Origin of the sequence: Ensifer oleiphilus (assembly GCF_013371465.1) — a bacterium.
GTDB lineage: Bacteria > Pseudomonadota > Alphaproteobacteria > Rhizobiales > Rhizobiaceae > Ensifer > Ensifer oleiphilus.
The window spans coordinates 187,682-205,074 of the sequence record NZ_JABWDU010000005.1 but is presented as its reverse complement, the minus strand read 5'-3'; the positions used below and the strand labels follow the sequence as shown (position 1 = coordinate 205,074).

Genomic DNA, 17,393 nt, shown 5'->3' with positions numbered 1-17,393 from the left:
GATTGGCAACACTCCTCCTCCCAGTTGCCAATCACTTTCAATGACGCTCGCTGGACCTCCTCCCCCAGCGGGCGTTATTCGTTTCAGCCTCCCCTTATCGGTTTGTCGCGTCAACAGAGGCATTTGCACAATGCTTACGCACTTCCTTGCCGATTCCGCCTAGAGATATGCATTCTGCGCATAGGTGCCATGAGGCATTTGATCTACACAATTTCAGCAGACTAAACTATCTTCAACTCATCGATCGGGGCGGCGCACTCCTCCTCCCAGCGCCCCTCGATTTGGATCGGCAGCACTCCTCCTCCCAGTTGCCGATCAGAACAAAACGACGCTCGCTGGATCTCCTCCCCCAGCGGGCGTTGTTTGATTCAGCCAGCATCTCATCTCTCCGTTTCCAGCCATACGCATGGCATCCTGAGCTGCCATCGAAGCACGACGCCGGCGCATCGGCCGAAACGAGGCTTGCAAGTGCTGCATGGGTGCGATGCAGCATTATCTCTGTAACTTCTGCTCAAAACGATTATATTCCGGGTCATCAGATGACGGCCAGCCGAGAGATAAGCGCTGGCAAACGACCCTAGAAAGGATAGGATCATGAACCTCGCACGCTCTTTCAACAATTGGCGCAAGTATCGTCAGACCTGCAACGAACTCGGCCGCATGAGCGACCGTGAACTGAGCGACCTCGGCATCGGCCGCGGCGATATCGCATACGTTGCACGCCAGGCCATCAAGTAATCTCCAGGAGCGCTGCTTCGCGCAGCGCGCCGGACATTACCAACGCCCTCCGGTTCACTCCGGGGGGCGTTTTTCGTTGGCGAATTGCTTAACGAGTTCTCTTCGCAACTGCGAAGGTTAAACATAGACCAGGAGCTGCTCTGGACCAGCAATCTTGTCGCGGTTTGCCGAAAAAAGTGCCGGCGACGTACCCTGATATCAGTCCAAAAATCACACGATTCCAGATTTTTAACGAGACACCCTCCACTTTTTAATCAATCGTTAAGCAGTGGCGTATTTTCGAGCGGCCCCAATTCCTGCCCAGCAATGTGGCGATGCACTGCACAAATGCATAGCAGATGCATTTTCTTTGCACTCCACCTTCTAATTAGACAAGCGTATAAGAACCTCAACGACGCAGACAGATGGCTGTCGCGACAAACCGCTCTTCGAGGAAAAAGTCATGAACCCGATTCGTATCGCAAAAAGCTGGATCAACTACCGCCGCACCGTCAGCGAGCTCGGCAACCTGTCGAACCACGCTCTCAATGATATCGGCATCACCCGCTACGATATCCGCAACATTGCTTCGCGCTCTTTCCGTTAATCGGATCGAGCGACCAGACTTCCAAGACGGCGCCTTCGGGCGCCGTTTTCGTTTGTGGCGGTAGCAACGACGGTTGGAACGACGGGGCGAGCATGGTAGGAAACCGGCCATGAGCAAAGACACCTCTTCCCATTCTCCCATCCATGTCATCGGCGGCGGCCTTGCCGGGTCTGAAGCCGCCTGGCAGATCGCCGAGGCTGGCGTCCCGGTCGTGCTGCACGAGATGCGCGGCGTGCGCGGCACCGACGCGCACAAGACGGACGGCCTTGCCGAACTCGTCTGTTCGAATTCGTTCCGCTCCGACGACGCGACCAGCAACGCAGTCGGCGTACTGCATGCTGAAATGCGTCTTGCCGGCTCGCTGATCATGAAGGCGGCCGATGCCAACCAGGTGCCGGCGGGCGGCGCGCTTGCCGTTGACCGCGACGGCTTCTCCGATGCCGTCACCACGGCAATTGCCGCACACCCGCTCATCACCGTGGTGCGCGAAGAAATCCGTGGCTTGCCGCCGAAAGAATGGGACCTTGCAGTCGTCGCAACCGGCCCGCTGACTGCCCCTGACCTTGCCGAATCGATCCGCCATGAAACCGGCGCCGATGCGCTCGCCTTCTTCGACGCCATCGCACCAATCGTCTACACCGAGACGATCGACATGGACATCTGCTGGTATCAATCGCGCTACGACAAGGTGGGTCCCGGTGGCACCGGCAAGGACTATATCAACTGCCCGATGAACGAGGAGCAGTACAACGCCTTCATCGACGCGCTCGTAGCCGGCGATAAGACCGGCTTCAAGGAATGGGAAGGCACGCCCTATTTCGACGGCTGCCTGCCGATCGAGGTGATGGCGGAGCGCGGGCGCGAGACGCTGCGCTACGGGCCGATGAAGCCGATGGGCCTCACCAACGCCCACAACCCGACGGTCAAGGCCTATGCCGTCGTCCAGCTGCGCCAGGACAATGCGCTTGGCACGCTCTACAACATGGTCGGCTTTCAGACCAAATTGAAGTACGCCGCGCAGGCGGAGGTCTTCCGCATGATCCCGGGCCTCGAGAGCGCCGAATTCGCCCGCCTCGGCGGCCTGCACCGCAACACCTATATCAACTCGCCCACATTGCTCGACGGAACACTGACGCTCAAGTCGCGACCCGGTCTGCGCTTTGCCGGCCAGATCACCGGCTGCGAAGGCTATGTCGAAAGTGCGAGCATCGGCCTGCTGGCCGGTCGGTTCGCTGCAGCGGAACGCAAGGGTGAAGCTTTGGCCGCGCCACCGGCAACGACCGCCTTCGGCGCACTGCTCAACCATATCACTGGCGGCCACATCGTTTCCGACGACGAACCCGGCAAACGCTCGTTCCAGCCGATGAATGTCAATTTCGGGCTGTTCCCACCGCTGGATCCCGGCGCCATCACCAAGCCCGAAGGCGTAAAGCGTTTCCGCGGCAAGGAAAAGGCTGCGGCAAAGAAGCAGGCGACTGCTGCGCGCGCATTGAGCGACTGTGCCGCCTGGTTGAACAGGTAATCGGCCACCAGGCAATTGGCCTGCAATCCGGATCAACGCCGGTTTGCGGGCCTCTTACTTTCGCAGGCTTTCACTGATCAGGACCGTCGGCAGCGATGGCTGCCGCCAGGTGTTCATTATTCGCCCGCTTTCGCTGGCGATGGGACGTCCGCCTCATCGACGGCGAATTCCGATTTCGGGCTGAAGCTGCCAAGCAGCCACAGCGAGACTTCAGCCGCCTCACCGGCGTTATGAAATTCGAACGCATTGTCGAGATAGGCGAAATCGGGGAAATGAACGATCAACCCATGGCCGCTTTCGGAACTGTTGACCCGGACCTTGCCCGGCTGAATGACGTGGCAAACATAATGCGTTCCATGTGATTGGATGAAACCGGCCTTGCCGTCATGCAGTCGCAGGAAGATCGCCTTGCGGTCCGCGGTCGAATGAAGGGCACGAATCGCCTCGTCCGGAAAGGCCCGCCCGAACTCGACCATCGCCGAGCCGGCATCCGGGTCATTCCAATCCCGTTCCGCCCGCGCGTTCATCCACATGTAGAACGAGCCGGCAAGAATGACGACGATGATCAAAAGCAGCCAGAGCATCAGACGGGCACCCCTTCAGTGGGCAAGAAGCCGATAAACTGCCTCTATACGGTGCGAGCCTTGTGCCAATTTGACCATATGCTGCGCCCTCTGATGCCCGCTCGGGCCACTTAGAACCGCCTACGCCTGCTCGCCCACCACATCCACCATTGCCGACGCCACTGCGCCGGCCTGATCGGATCGCGCAACACCCCCGCGCCGACGGTCTCGGCACGGTCGAAGATCGGCTCGGCGAGTGCCAGGGGAACAAAGCCGGCGAAATTGCCGGGCGCGATCGTATCGAGCCGGGCACGCGCCTTGGTTAGGTGGTCCCGACCGTAGCCCGCAAACGCCCTGACCGCCCTTCCGATCGCCTCTTGATCCTCCCCGACGAGCAGCGTTTCCCTGTCGAGGCCGGTTGCCCGCAGAAGCTCGGCCGGTAGGTAGACCTGCCCTCGGCGGCAATGCTGCGGCAGCAGCAGCAGCACACCCGCCACCGCCTGCGCGACGCCGGCGTGGCCGGCCGCCTCGGCGGACTTCGCTGCATTTTGCGGATCAAGAACAAGGCAGGACAGCTGGATCAGCGCCGATGCAGTCTCACCGGCGTAACCTTCGAATGCCGCCCGGTCTTCCATCGGATCATCGTAGAGATCGAAGATCCGGGCGTCGATCATGTTCTGAAACACCGTGATGGGAAGTCGGTGCTTACGAATGCAGTCGAGCAGCGCACGCGCGAGCGGGTGCCCCTCACCTGTTGCATCTTCGTTTTCCAGCAACTCCCGCCACCATTGCATGCGAATCTCGCCCGGGATCGGCTCATGGACCAGCTCACGGATACGGGCAAGTTCGGCGTTGAACGCGTAGAGGGCAGCAAGCGACGACTGACTGGCTGCAGGCGCCAGCAGGCAGGCAAGGTAGCGGTCACGGTCATTGTCCCTGAGGTCGCTCAGGATCTGGGTATCGATTTCTTGCACGCAAGTCTTCCCTGGCCGCGATCAGACGGCAATCAGCGCGACGGCAACCGCGCGCGCTTCGGCCAGCATCACATTGTAGGTTCTAACGGCAGCCCCTGTGCTCATCGGATCGGACGAGATGTTCAGCGCACGCAGGGCGATCTTCAACTCGCCCGGCAGTGGGCGGATGTCACGGCCGGTGCCGACGAGCAGCACTTCGATATCGCGCGCCTCGTCCAGGACGCGCTGGAACTTTTCAACCGCCAGCGGATCGCCCTCTGCAACATCCCATGCATAGACGCCCGAAGGCAGCATCAGCACGGAACCGCGGTGCGACATGTCGGCAAAGCGGAAACCGCCATTGCCATAGGCATCGATCGGGGCGCGCCCCGGAAAATGCGCTTCGCGGATCTCGATACCCCTTGGCATTTCAGACTGAACCCTTTGCCGTTTGCGCCGCCCCGGCGCCTGGGCCGGGGGCGTTCTCCCCGCCCTGGAAATGGTCCGTCCGCTTTCGGAAGAGAATGAGGATCGGACCAGCGATATAGATCGAAGAGATCGTGCCGACGATCACGCCAAACAAGAGGGTGACGCTGAAAGAGCGGATAAGACCACCACCGAAGAGGTAGAGCGCCGTCAGCGCCAGCAGCGTCGTCAGCGCCGTCAGGATCGTGCGGGACAGTGTCTGGTTGATCGAAGCGTCGATCAGCACCGAGAGCGGCATCTTCCTGTAGCGGCCGAGGTTCTCGCGGATGCGGTCATAGATGACGACGGTATCGTTCAGGGAATAGCCGATGATGGTCAGGACGGCGGCGATGCTGCCGAGATTGAACTCGATGCCGGTCACCACAAGGAAACCGATCGTCAGCAGTACATCGTGCAGGGTCGCGACAATCGCGCCGAGCGCGAAGCGCCACTCGAAACGCAGCCAGACATAGAGCAAGATCGCGGCGAAGGAGACGGCAAGACCGATCGTTCCCGCACGGGTCAGTTCGCCCGACACCACCGGTCCGACAACCTCGACGCGTTTGAAGGCATACTCGTCACTGAGTTCCGCCCGAATGACGCCGATCGCCGTCTGCTCGGCGTTGTCGCCGGCTTCCTGCGACGGCACGCGCACCAGGACGCCGTTGCCCGACCCCAGATGCTGCACCTGCACTTCGCCCAGGTTCAACTCGTCAAGCCGCACGCGCAGGTCGGCTATATCGACGTTTCCGCCCTTGCTTTCGAGCTCGATGATCGAGCCGCCCTTGAAGTCGACACCCAGGTTGAGACCGAGAGTGCCAAGAAGCAGGACGGAAGCAACCGACAGCGCCGCCATGACGATGAAGACAGGGTTGCGGATCGCCATGAAGCGGATGTCGAGATCGCTGAAGCGTCCGGTGCGGATACCCTTCGGCAGATGCTGCGCCTTCCAGCCGCGCAGCCACGCCTTGGCGATCCGGCGTGTGACCGTGTAGGCGGTAAACAGCGTCGTGAAGCTACCGATCGCCAGCGTGACAGCAAAGCCGCGCACTGGACCAGACCCGAGGTAGAAGAGGATCGCCCCTGCGATCAGCATCGTCAAATTGGCATCGAAAAGGCTGCTGAAGGCACGCGCAAAGCCCTTGTTGACCGATTGGACCAGAGGCTGTCCACCCCGCGCCTCTTCGCGAATCCGCTCGTAGATCAACACGTTGGAGTCGACGGCAACGCCAATGGTCAAAATGATTGCGGCTATGCCCGGCAATGTCAGCGTGGCGCCGGTTATTGAAAGGACTGCGATGATCAGGATGAGGTTCACCGCCAGGGCAGCAACGGCGAAGATGCCGAAGACACCGTAGAAAAAGACCATCGATGCAGCGACGGCAACGGCGGCGACGAAGCCGGCCTTAAGACCGTCGCCGATCGCATCATCGCCGACGCCTGGACCGACAGTCCTCTCTTCAACGACCGTCAAGGTCGCCGGCAGCGGTCCGGTCCTCACGAGCGCTGCGAGATCGCCGGCGCCTTCCTCCGGCAGATCGGCGGCAATGATTGCGGTATCGCCCTTGACGGCGTTGCCAATCGTTGGTGTCGCGACGACCTGATCGTCGAGAACGATCGCAACCTTCTGGTCGGCGCCCTTTGCCTGAAGGGCGGCGACACGACCGGTGGCCGCGGGTGTCAGCTTGATGGCAACCGATGCCTCGGCGCTTGTCGCGTCGATCTGCGGTTCCGCGCCGGTGAAATCTTCACCCGACAGCAGCGGGGCTTTCTCGATGAGATAGGGGATCGGCGGATCGTCGAAGGAATACAGAACTTCGTGGCCGGCCGGCGGCTGCGCATCGACGGCCTGCTGCACGGGCACGGTCACGTTCAACATCTGAAAGGAAATGCGGGCGCGCTGGCTGAGCAGATCCTTTAGGCGCTGTGGATCCGCCAGACCCGGCACCTGAACGATCAACCGGTCATCGCCTCGGCGCTGAAGCAGAGGTTCTGCCACGCCAACTTCGGCGATCCGACGTCGAACGACATCCATCGTCTGTCCCAACGCCTGCGACATGCGGTAGTCGATGCCTTCGTCGCTCAGGCGAAGGCGGATCAAATCGTCTTCCTCGGCGCTGTCGAAAGCAAGTTCTGTGACTTCGTCGTTGACCAGTCCACCGGTTTCCACCGGAACCATGAGCGGAGCAAGTGCGGCACGCGCGGCCGGCAATTTGGCCCGATCACGGACCCGCAGCGAGATCGACTGCCCCTCGCCCGACAGGCCGATATAGGCGATGTCGGCATCGCGTAGCGCTTTGCCGACATCATTTGTCGCCGCTTCAAGCCGCTCGGCGAGGATGTCCTCGCGCGATGCCTGCAACATGAAGTGGGAGCCACCCTGGAGATCGAGCCCCAACGCCACCTGGCGATGCGGGAGCCACGAAGGCAGGACACCAGCCTGTTCCTTCGTCAGGAAGTTCGGCATCGCAAAAGCGATGCCCAAAAGCACTGCCAGCCAAACAAGAGCGCTCTTCAACGGCTTCAAATTGGACATGCCTCAAACGCTCCGTTCCCGGATGCTCCCGGATGTGGCTGGACTGCAATTATTCCTTTACGGGTTCGCCCTTGACGCGAACTTCCGATACGCCGCCGCGAATGACGCGGATCTTGACGCCTTCGGCGATTTCGACTTCCAGTTCGCTGTCGTCGACAACCTTCGTTACCTTGCCGACGATGCCGCCGCCCGTCACGACCTGATCACCGCGACGGATGTTCTTCAGCAGTTCTTCGCGGCGCTTCATCTGAGCGCGCTGCGGACGAATGATGAGGAAATACATGACGACAAAGATCAGCAGGAAAGGCAGAATCGACATGAGAATGTCCGCACCGCCGGTCGTTGGGGCGGCGGCTGTCTGCGCAAAAGCTTCGGTAATGAACATCGATCACTCCTTGAGTTCAAAATATGCGGCGGTTCCTCCGCGCCAAATCGGCCGGAATATAAGGGCGCGCAGCCGCAATGCAAAGCGACGGCACCCGTATCCGTTCAAGTGCCTCTGACATAAATTCCGCAAGAGGAGAACCCCCCCTCCGGCCCGGTGCGGCCTTTTCCAGCGCAAACCTGCGTGCTACCCGGTTAAACCGAAGCCAAGTGACTGATTCAGCAAGCGGAGATGGACCGATGGGTGAAACAAAGATCGACGTGCTCATCAAGGAAATGCAGAAGCTTTCCGCGGCGATCGAGCGCATCGCCGGCCCCGCTGCTGCTGCCAACGATTGGGACGCGGCCGAATGCTTCGTCTGGGCACCGGCAAGCCATCATCTGCAGCCGGTCAAGAGGCCGAACCGTATCGAATTGTCGCTCATCACCGGCGTCGACCATGTGCGCGACATCCTGGTCGACAACACACTGCGCTTTGCCGAAGGTTATCCGGCAAACAACGTGCTCCTCTGGGGCGCGCGCGGCATGGGAAAATCCTCGCTCGTCAAATCCGTGCATGCCCAGGTCGCCCGCGATACGGGCGTTGCCGTCAAGCTGGTGGAAGTTCATCGCGAGGACATCGCCACGCTGCCGGCATTGATGGAGATCCTGAAAACGGCCCCGGTGCCGGTGATCGTCTTCTGCGACGATCTTTCCTTCGACCACGACGACACGTCCTACAAGTCGCTGAAAGCCGTGCTCGACGGCGGTGTCGAAGGGCGCCCCACCAACGTGCTGCTCTACGCAACATCGAACCGACGCCATCTCCTGCCGCGACACATGATGGAAAACGAACAATCGACCGCCATCAACCCGTCGGAGGCTGTCGAGGAGAAAGTGTCGCTTTCGGATCGTTTTGGCCTGTGGCTCGGTTTCCACAAATGCAGCCAGGACGACTACCTGGCGATGATCGACGGCTATGCGGCCCACTATGGCATTGCGGTCGAGAAGGATGTCTTGCACGCCGATGCGCTGGAATGGTCGACGACGCGGGGAGCAAGGTCCGGCCGCGTCGCCTGGCAGTTCATTCAGGATCTGGCCGGTCGCCTGCGCCACCGGTTGGACGGCTGAGCCGCCTATTCCAGGAAGGTTGCCGGGTTCACGGCGCTGGCGTTCTTGCGCACTTCGAAGTGCACCTGCGGCTGGCTTGCACGACCGGTCATGCCGGAAGCGGCAAGGGTCTGGCCGCGCTGAACCTTCTGGCCGCGCTGGACCTTCAGTTCGGACGCGTTGCCGTAGACGGTGACAGTGCCATCGTCGTGACGAATGAGGACGGCGTTGCCCAATTCCTTGAGGCTGCTGCCGGAGTAGATGACCACACCGTTTTCGGCAGCCTTGATCGGCGTGCCCTCGGGCACGGAGATATTGATGCCGTCGTTGCGGTTGCCATCGACATTGGCGCCATAGCCGGCAACAACTGCACCGCGAACCGGCCAGCGATACTTGCTGATGCCCGTCGACTTCGGCGATTCCTCGTCAACGTCGGGATTCTTGCTGGCGACTTCGGATACGCTCTGCTTGGCCACCGGCGGCTGGTACTCAGCCGGCTTGCTCTTGTCGAGTGAGGCCACTTGGCCTTCGGCCTTCTTCGGAACGGAAGCCGTCTTGACCTGATCGGTGGCAGCGCCTGCGGCACCCGGCACTTTCAAAGTCTGGCCGACGCGGATCGATTCTGCCGTAAGGCCGTTGGCCTGCTTGAGCGCCCCGACTGAAACACCCGTTGCCTTGGCAATGCGGTTGAGCGAGTCGCCCGGCTTGACGGTGTAGGAACCATCGCCACTTCCCTCGCCCGTCGACGCGACCTTGCCTGCAGCCACATCGGTCTTGCCTTCGCTCTTGTCGCGGGACTGCGACTGGCCAGGCAGGATCGCGACGTCGCGCTGGTCGGTCGGCAAGGGCGACGGCTGCCGCTTGTTGCCGTCAACATCAGTGAGCGTATTGGAGGCGGCAGCCTTCGCCGCGCTGCTCGCGACACCGAAGGTTGGGATGACGAGGCGCTGCCCCGGTTCCACCTGGCCGGCGGTCTTCAAACCGTTGGCCTTCAGGATTTCCTTTTCGGGAACGCCGAAACGCTTGGAGAGAATGGCAACGCTGTCACCCTGGCGAACCATGACCGAAGGCGCGTTCTGCGTCGTCCAGCCACTCTTGCTCGCCGTGTCGTTGACAGCGGTCGGCAACGCCTGCCGTGTGGCTGCAGACGCCTGCTCGACCTGGCGGGCGGCCGGGAATGGTTGCGGATCGACACCACGGCTGGCGGTTGCCGTCGGATCAGCGAGCGTCGAACGCTGAACGTTCATCGGCGTCGAGGCAGCACGCGCGGTTGACATCGGCGTCGATGACGTATTGACCGGATCATAGGCGCCGTTTGCCGATGGGTAGGGCTGCCCGAGCGCCGAGTTGCGCGTGTCAGTCGGTGAAACGACCGCCATCTGGCCGTTCGCGACATCGCCGCGCGGGACCGGCGTCGTATTTCTCTGGATTGAGTTGGTGGTCAAGGCGTCCGACCGCGAGAACAAACCGTCGAAACGGCTGGCGTCGGAGCTGCAGCCGGTGGCAACACCTGCCAGCAGGACCGCTGCACACAGGCGGATCGTGGACTTTCCAACCTTGGGAGATACAAACTGACGCATGACGCTTACCCACTCCGAACGCAACTCGATGTGGGTTTATTAAAGCGTATTAGAGTTACCGCGTGGTTAAGGTCGGCACCACCAAAGGCCTAGTTTGACAGAATGCTAACCATAGAACGGATGCACGGCGCGCCAACGAGCGCACAGTGAACCTAGATCAGTTCGGAATAAAGGCGCTCGATCTCCGAGACGGCACGCCGCTCGGTTGGCTCGTCCTCATAGCTGATGCTTGTCAGATCCCAGGCAAAGATCTGTCGCCCCGCCGGTACCGCCGGCACTTCCGACAGAGCGGTCTTGTCTTCCTCGAGAAGCACACTCACCAGCGTCTGGAAGGTGGTCTCGCCCTCAAGGCCACTTGCCTGCTCGTATTCGAGCGAGCGTAGCCCGGCGACAGCCGCCTCACGTGTCCCGAAATAGCGCAGGCTGTTCTGGTCTTCCGATCGCAGGCCATCGTAATACTCGATAAAACCCTTGTAGTAGCCGCGATGGTCGCCAGTCTCGAGAAACTTTCCAAAGGCCTGGTACTCTCGCAAGGCAAGTTGCGGCGACAAGCGGTTGTTCCATTCGTCGCGCGTCAGTGCGGGCTGCCCATCGGAGGACTTCCTGTTCTGGCTGAGGTAGAGCAGCGCATCGGCGGAAAGCGAAATGCGCGGCGTCGGATCGAAGAAGGTGGCCTGCATGGCCTGCGCGGCACTTTCGTCCTTGCCACCCGCACCGGATTGTCCAGCCGCACGACCGGCAAGATTGCCCAATCCGTCGCCTGATGTGGCAGCCGTCAGCCTGTTCGCGATCTGCATGTGCCGTCTCCGTCAACCGCACGACCAGATCACCTTTCCGAACCGCATAGAAATTCAGCGACTCGCAAGGCCAAACCTTTCGTGCAGCCGCAGGCGTATGGCGCGAAGCTTGCGCGAAACTGGAGAGATTAGGATTTCGTTAACCAATGACCGATTGAGCGATCGCCTACCCAAGCGTCAGGCCGCCAGGGCGATCATCTCCGGTCCGCGCTCTAACGCGCAGCTCTCGTCGATACATCACAATCCGTGGCCTTGCCGCGCCGCACAGCAAGCCAATCCCCCGGCAGGAATGCGATGAGGGTCGCGCGCAGAACGTCTTTGAGGCCGGCAGCCCCTTGGCCGCATCGATCAATTTGCCGCATCGATCCGCTCACGCGGTCAACGGCTTAGAGGTAAGACGCCAGCTGCATCACGATCGGAATGTAAGGCGCGTCGAACAGATCCTCGCGGTCGAAACGGCTGCCTGTGCGGCTGACACGAACCACCCGGCAATGCGTTTCGCTCATCATGATGGGAACCACCAACGTTCCTCCGGAAACAAGGTGGTCGGAGAACATGCGCGGCAGGCTGTTGAAAGCAGCGGTAATCAGGATGCGGTCGAACGTGCCTTCGCCCGGCACCCCCGCGCTGCCATCGGCCTGGCGGACGATGACGTTGCGAACGCCTGATTTTTCCAGGTTCTTCTGGGCGGTGGCGACGAGCGTCTGATAGCGATCGATCGTCAGCACGCGCTCGGCAATGCGCCCCATCACCGCGGCGGTAAAGCCGCTACCGGTGCCGACTTCCAGAATACGCTGGCCGGACTTGAGATTGAGGCAGTGCAACAGCCGGACGGCGAAGTCATATCCTTCCATGAACGAACCGCAATCGAGCGGGATCGTTCGCTGGGAGTAAGCGTCCGCCTGGAATTGCGGAGGTGTGAAATGGCCGCGTTGCGTCTGCTCGACCGCGTTCAGCAGGCTCTGGTTGCTGATGCCCTCACCGCGAAGCCGCAGGACCATCGCCGCAAAGCCTTCCTGTTCCGAAACACGTCCGCTCAATCGACGGCCCCTTCGCTCAACGCTCGCGCTAACCGATCCTGCACAGTGTAATCGGTCAGATCAAGCTTCAGCGGCGTCACCGAGATCCGGTTTTCCCGAAGGGCGTGAATATCGGTACCGGCGCGGAAATCGCCAAAGCGCTCGCCGAAGCGCAGCCAGAAGTACGGAAAGCCACGACCGTCGGAACGCTCGTCGATCGTCAAGCCGAAATCGAGCTTGCCTTGCGAGGTCACCTCGGTGCCGGCGACAGCGTCGGCAGAACATTTCGGGAAGTTGAGGTTGAGCAGCGTTCCATCCGGCAGGTCAACCGCCAGCAGATTTCGGATCAACGCAGGCGCATGGCGCTCGACGACGTCCCAGGCAACCGCCTCGCCGACGACGTGGCTGTAGGCCTGGCTGAGCGCCATGGAGCGAATCCCCTGCAGCGTTCCCTCGATCGCACCGGCGACGGTGCCGGAATAGGTGACGTCGTCAGCCATGTTTGCGCCGATATTGACACCCGACAGCACGAGATCCGGCTTGCGGTCCAGCACCTTGCGCACAGCCATGATGACGCAATCCGTCGGCGTGCCTCTCAGTGCAAAACGCTTCTCGGAGATTTGGCGCAAGCGCAGCGGCTCCGACAGTGTCAGCGAATGGGCAAGACCACTCTGATCCGCTTCGGGCGCCACCACCCAGACATCATCGGAGATTGTCCTCGCAATCCGCTCGAGGACCGCGAGGCCCTCGGCGTGGATGCCGTCATCGTTTGTCAGCAGTATCCGCATTGCGACTTCTTTCCCGTCAGGCAGCTTTTTCGATGCGCGTCAGCCCGCCCATATAGGGAAGCAGGACATCCGGCACCGAAACCGATCCATCGGCGTTCAGATAATTTTCGATAACGGCAATCAAGGCCCGGCCGACGGCGACGCCGGAACCGTTCAGCGAGTGAACGAATTTGGTGCCCTTGTCTTCCTTGTTGCGGTAGCGCGCGTTCATGCGCCGCGCCTGGAAATCGCCGCAGACCGAGCAGGACGAGATCTCGCGATAGGTATCCTGTCCCGGCAGCCAGACTTCGAGATCATAGGTCTTGCGAGCGCCAAACCCCATGTCGCCAGTGCAGAGCGTCATGACGCGATAGTGCAGCCCGAGGCGCTTCAACACCTCTTCGGCACAGGCGGTCATGCGCTCATGCTCGGCAACGGATGTCTCCGCATCGGTGATCGACACGAGTTCGACCTTGTTGAACTGATGCTGGCGCAGCATGCCACGCGTGTCGCGGCCCGAAGAACCGGCCTCAGAACGGAAAGACGGCGTGAGCGCAGTAAAGCGCAGCGGGAGTTTTTCGCCGTCGAGAATCTGCTCCCGAACGATGTTGGTCAGCGGCACCTCGGCGGTCGGGATCAGCCAGCGGTCATCGGTGGTGCGGAAAAGGTCTTCGGCGAACTTCGGCAGCTGTCCGGTGCCATACATCGCGTCGTCGCGGACCAAGAGGGGCGGCTGCACTTCCGTGTAACCGTGCTCCTGTGTGTGCAGGTCAAGCATGAACTGGCCGAGCGCGCGTTCGAGCCGGGCAAGTTGCCCCTTCAGGATGGTAAAGCGCGAGCCTGCAATGCGGGCAGCGCCTTCAAAATCCATCAGGCCCAGCGCCTCACCGACTTCGAAGTGTTCGCGTGGCTGGTGGTTCCAGGTCGGCTTGGCGCCGATGACGCGCGTGACAACGTTTCCTGCCTCGTCCGAACCGACTGGAACATCATCGAGCGGAATGTTGGGCAGGCGCGACAGGGCGTCGTTCAGTTCGGCTTCGACCTGTCGGCTCTCTTCCTCGAGCGCCGGCATGGAGCTCTTGAGTTCGGCGACTTCGGCTTTGAGCTTCTCGGCAAGCTCGTTGTTCTTCTGTGCCATGGCCGCGCCGATATCCTTCGACGCCGTGTTGCGGCGCGACTGCATGTCCTGCAGCGACTGAAGGATTGTGCGACGACGTTCGTCGACGGCGATCAGCGATGCGGACGATGGTTCCGCGCCCCGCTTCGCCAGGGCGGCGTCCAGCACATCGGCATTCTCACGGATCCATTTGATATCAAGCATTGTCGTTCCACGCGTTTTTAAGGTCACGGCGCGGAACCGTCGAATGCTCAGCCCTGGGCGGGGCCAACCTCTTCGGAAGTTTCTTCCTGCGACTGGGCGGCCTCGCGCTGGAGCGCATCCGCTGCCCGTCGCCTTTCGACGAGTCGCGCCATATGGATCGAAATTTCGTAGAGAAGGATCGCCGGCAGTGCAAGGCCGATCTGGGAGACTGGGTCCGGCGGCGTCAGAACAGCCGCGACGACGAAGGCGATCACGATCGCGTATTTGCGTTTCTCGGCGAGCCCCTGCGCGGTCACAAATCCCACACGCGCCAGAAGCGTGGTGATGACCGGCAGCTGGAACACGAGGCCGAACGCAAAGACCAGCGACATGATCAGGCTCAGATATTCCGAAACCTTGGGCAGAAGCTGAATGGCAACATGGCCTTCGTCAGCGCCCTGCTCCATCGCCAGGAAGAACCACATGACCATCGGCGTGAAGAAGAAATAGACCAGCGCGCCGCCAAGCAGGAACAGAAGCGGCGAAGCGATCAGGAACGGAAGAAATGCCGCGCGCTCGTTCTTGTAGAGCCCAGGAGCAACGAACTTGTAGATCTGCGACGCGATGACCGGAAAGGCGATCACCAGGGCGCCGAACATCGCCACCTTGATCTGGGTGAAGAAGAACTCCTGCGGCGCGGTATAGATCAGTTCGACATTGCGTTGATCCATCCCTGCCCAGGCAACAGCCCACTTGAACGGCAGAACCAGCAGGTTGAACAGACCCTTGGCAAAATAGAAGCAGACGAGAAAGGCGATGAAAAACGCGCCGACGGCCCACATCAGCCGCTTTCTGAGCTCGATTAAGTGCTCGATCAGCGGCTGCGGCCGATCCTCGATATCGCCGCTCATGCGTCACCTTTCTTGCGCGTTGCCGCGCGTGTCTTTTGTGTCTTTTCTTTCGGCGCCTCGACTGCGGCCTTGCTCGGCTTCTTGACCGCCGGCTTCTTTGCGGCAGCCTTGGAGGGCGCCACCTCCGCTGCTGCAACCTTAGTGGCGGGAGCCTTCTTTGGCGTGGATGCCGTGTCAGCCTTTGCCTTCGGTGTCCGCTTCGGCTTTGCTAACGGCTCGGCCGCTTCGGCGCGTTGCATCTGCCGGCTGGCAGAACCGATCGCGGCGGCTGCAACACTATCTGCCGGCCTTGGCTCAAGTGGAGCGACTACGGGAGCACTCACGGGCTCTACCGTCGTGGCCGTCGGCTCCGGAGAGGATACGGCGGGCTTGTCAGGCGATGCGGCCTTCTGGAGATCGGATTTGATCTCGTTGCCGATCTGGCGCAGCGGGTTCATGGCATCGCGCAGGGCATTTGCCGGATTGAGGCTTTGGGCGTCGCTGATCGTCTTGCGGACATCTTCGAGGTCCGCCTCACGCAGCGCCTCATCGAACTGCTGGCGGAAGTCCGACGCCATGCCGCGCAGCTTCGACGTCATGCGGCCAAAGGCTCGCAACATCGGCGGCAAGTCCTTCGGTCCGACAACAACGATCAGTACGATGGCAATGACGACTAGCTCGGTCCAGCCGATATCAAGCATTCGATATGTCCTGCAAACCCATGGTTCGACCGGCCGGGATGAAATCCCAGCCCGGCCCTATCGGTGCTCGATCTCTAGCGAACTTCGTCTGACTTGTGATCGACAGTCTTGCCGTCGAGCGGCTTGTCGGCAGAGGCGACGTCATCGTCGTTCATGCCCTTCTTGAAGCTCTTGATGCCCTTGGCAACGTCGCCCATCAGTTCCGGAATCTTGCCGCGGCCGAACAACAACAACACCACGACCAGAACGATCAGCCAGTGCCAGATACTAAAGGAACCCATGCGTTTACTCCCTCTGAGCCTTCCCCGAATTCAGGCCCTATTCGCGTGTCAATTTTCAGGCGCGCCACCAGCGCAGCTTCATTTCGTCAAAGACCCTAAGATGTCGGAACATCTTTTTCAAACAGCAATATATCCCGCTCGTTAACTGAAAGCATTACATCGCGCAATCCTTGCGGCAATTGGTCCGCCCGGATGCGAGCGCGCACTGTCCCGTCGCAGCCCGGCACAGCCAACTCCAGCAACTCGACGACGCCGATGAAACGACGCGACACGATCCGTGCCTGTATATCGCCCTCGTGCTCGCCGACATGCAGGCCCGAAAGTCGCACCGCTACGGACAGAACCTGCCCGTCGCGATACTTGCCGGCATCCACGCCACCAAGCGGCGTGTCGACGCGACCGTCGCGAACTTGCGCGTCGAACACATTGATTTCAGAGAAGAAACCGGCGGCAAAAAGGTCTCGTGGCTTGCGATAAAGCTCGTCGGCGGTACCGACCTGGACCAGGCGTCCATCCTTGAGCAGAGCGATCCGGTCGGCCATGCGCATCGCTTCCTCTGCATCATGCGTGACGACGATCGCGGTGGCTCGGGTCTCGCGCAGGATGGCAAGCGTATCGGCGCGGATCGAATCCTTGAGCCGCGAGTCGAGCCCAGAAAACGGTTCGTCCATCAACAGCACGGCCGGCCGTGGTGCGAGCGCGCGGGCAAGGGCGACGCGCTGCTGCTCGCCGCCTGAAAGCACATGGGGATAACGGTCGGCATAATGCGACAAGCCCACCCGCTCCAGCGCCGCATCGGCCTGGATCAACGCCTCTCTCTTGGGGAGAGCGGTCAGCCCAAAGCGAACGTTGTCGCGGATGGTCATGTGGGGAAACAGCGCGAAGTCCTGGAACATCAGTCCGACACCACGCTTTTCCGGTGGCAGGAAAACTGATGGGCCGGAAATCTCCTGCCCGTTGAGCAGGAGACGTCCGGCGCTTTGCATCTCGATCCCGGCAGCAATCCGCAACAGCGTCGTCTTGCCGGAACCGGAGGGACCGAGCAGGCATAGGACCTCGCCGGCCTTTGCCGCCAAGCTGACGCCCTTGATCGTTTCCTTGGAATGATAGCTGTGGTGGATATCCTCGAATGTCAGGCTCGCCGCGAAAGATACGCCCGCCGTCCGTCGCGTTGCCATGACGGGCACGTGCTGCGTATCTGAAACCATGCTGCGTATTCCTT

Annotated in this window: 18 protein-coding genes; 4 read left to right on the top strand and 14 right to left on the bottom strand. The window is 61.0% G+C overall.

The window, feature by feature from the left end; translation table 11 throughout:
• The first annotated feature begins 594 nt into the window (after positions 1–594).
• From HT585_RS20545 to trmFO, 3 genes are all read left to right on the top strand, one after another.
• Positions 595–738: a DUF1127 domain-containing protein gene (locus tag HT585_RS20545; RefSeq protein ID WP_065781538.1), complete on the top strand. Its 144-nt coding sequence runs from the start codon at positions 595–597 to the stop codon at positions 736–738.
• A gap of 442 nt (positions 739–1,180) precedes the next feature.
• Entirely contained in the window at positions 1,181–1,324 is a 144-nt protein-coding gene (locus HT585_RS20540) for a DUF1127 domain-containing protein (protein ID WP_065781539.1), read from the top strand.
• Between the two features lie 109 nt (positions 1,325–1,433).
• On the top strand, positions 1,434–2,846 hold the full coding sequence (gene trmFO, locus HT585_RS20535) for a methylenetetrahydrofolate--tRNA-(uracil(54)-C(5))-methyltransferase (FADH(2)-oxidizing) TrmFO (protein ID WP_176354703.1): 1,413 nt from the start codon (positions 1,434–1,436) through the stop codon (positions 2,844–2,846).
• A gap of 116 nt (positions 2,847–2,962) precedes the next feature.
• Here the strand turns inward: trmFO and HT585_RS20530 are convergent, their stop codons facing one another.
• The 5 genes from HT585_RS20530 to yajC form a co-directional block, all read right to left on the bottom strand.
• Positions 2,963–3,430, bottom strand: a complete 468-nt coding sequence (locus tag HT585_RS20530; protein ID WP_176354702.1) for a hypothetical protein — start codon at positions 3,428–3,430, stop codon at positions 2,963–2,965.
• A gap of 110 nt (positions 3,431–3,540) precedes the next feature.
• Entirely contained in the window at positions 3,541–4,383 is an 843-nt protein-coding gene (locus HT585_RS20525) for a squalene/phytoene synthase family protein (protein WP_176354701.1), read from the bottom strand.
• A 21-nt stretch (positions 4,384–4,404) separates the two neighbouring features.
• Positions 4,405–4,791 (bottom strand): Mth938-like domain-containing protein, encoded by a 387-nt coding sequence (locus tag HT585_RS20520; protein ID WP_176354700.1) that lies wholly within the window; start codon positions 4,789–4,791, stop codon positions 4,405–4,407.
• Between the two features lies 1 nt (position 4,792).
• Positions 4,793–7,363 carry a protein translocase subunit SecDF gene (gene secDF / locus HT585_RS20515; protein WP_176354699.1) on the bottom strand — a complete coding sequence of 857 codons (2,571 nt, stop codon included), beginning with the start codon at positions 7,361–7,363 and terminating at the stop codon, positions 4,793–4,795.
• A 49-nt stretch (positions 7,364–7,412) separates the two neighbouring features.
• Positions 7,413–7,748 (bottom strand): preprotein translocase subunit YajC, encoded by a 336-nt coding sequence (gene yajC / locus HT585_RS20510; protein WP_176354698.1) that lies wholly within the window; start codon positions 7,746–7,748, stop codon positions 7,413–7,415.
• A gap of 239 nt (positions 7,749–7,987) precedes the next feature.
• Here yajC and HT585_RS20505 point away from each other — a divergent pair, with 239 nt between their 5' ends.
• Positions 7,988–8,857: an ATP-binding protein gene (locus HT585_RS20505; RefSeq protein ID WP_176354697.1), complete on the top strand. Its 870-nt coding sequence runs from the start codon at positions 7,988–7,990 to the stop codon at positions 8,855–8,857.
• A 5-nt stretch (positions 8,858–8,862) separates the two neighbouring features.
• Here HT585_RS20505 and HT585_RS20500 read toward each other — a convergent pair whose 3' ends face one another.
• The 9 genes from HT585_RS20500 to HT585_RS20460 form a co-directional block, all read right to left on the bottom strand.
• A complete protein-coding gene (locus HT585_RS20500; protein ID WP_176354696.1) occupies positions 8,863–10,416 on the bottom strand; it encodes a peptidoglycan DD-metalloendopeptidase family protein in 1,554 nt (517 codons plus the stop codon).
• A gap of 152 nt (positions 10,417–10,568) precedes the next feature.
• Positions 10,569–11,213: a biotin biosynthesis protein BioC gene (locus tag HT585_RS20495; protein WP_176354695.1), complete on the bottom strand. Its 645-nt coding sequence runs from the start codon at positions 11,211–11,213 to the stop codon at positions 10,569–10,571.
• Positions 11,214–11,599: 386 nt separating this feature from the next.
• The gene (locus HT585_RS20490) at positions 11,600–12,253 is read right to left on the bottom strand and encodes a protein-L-isoaspartate(D-aspartate) O-methyltransferase (RefSeq protein ID WP_176354694.1); all 654 of its coding nucleotides are present in this window, start codon (positions 12,251–12,253) and stop codon (positions 11,600–11,602) included.
• A complete protein-coding gene (surE, locus tag HT585_RS20485) occupies positions 12,250–13,020 on the bottom strand; it encodes a 5'/3'-nucleotidase SurE (protein WP_176354693.1) in 771 nt (256 codons plus the stop codon). Before surE ends, HT585_RS20490 begins: the two co-directional genes overlap by 4 nt.
• 16 nt (positions 13,021–13,036) lie before the next feature.
• Positions 13,037–14,320: a serine--tRNA ligase gene (gene serS / locus HT585_RS20480; protein ID WP_176354692.1), complete on the bottom strand. Its 1,284-nt coding sequence runs from the start codon at positions 14,318–14,320 to the stop codon at positions 13,037–13,039.
• A gap of 47 nt (positions 14,321–14,367) precedes the next feature.
• The gene (tatC, locus tag HT585_RS20475) at positions 14,368–15,210 is read right to left on the bottom strand and encodes a twin-arginine translocase subunit TatC (RefSeq protein WP_176354691.1); all 843 of its coding nucleotides are present in this window, start codon (positions 15,208–15,210) and stop codon (positions 14,368–14,370) included.
• Positions 15,207–15,890 (bottom strand): Sec-independent protein translocase protein TatB, encoded by a 684-nt coding sequence (tatB, locus tag HT585_RS20470; protein ID WP_176354690.1) that lies wholly within the window; start codon positions 15,888–15,890, stop codon positions 15,207–15,209. Before tatB ends, tatC begins: the two co-directional genes overlap by 4 nt.
• 74 nt (positions 15,891–15,964) lie before the next feature.
• On the bottom strand, positions 15,965–16,171 hold the full coding sequence (locus HT585_RS20465; protein WP_025426854.1) for a twin-arginine translocase TatA/TatE family subunit: 207 nt from the start codon (positions 16,169–16,171) through the stop codon (positions 15,965–15,967).
• Positions 16,172–16,266: 95 nt separating this feature from the next.
• On the bottom strand, positions 16,267–17,379 hold the full coding sequence (locus HT585_RS20460; RefSeq protein WP_176354689.1) for an ABC transporter ATP-binding protein: 1,113 nt from the start codon (positions 17,377–17,379) through the stop codon (positions 16,267–16,269).
• Between the last annotated feature and the right edge of the window lie 14 nt (positions 17,380–17,393).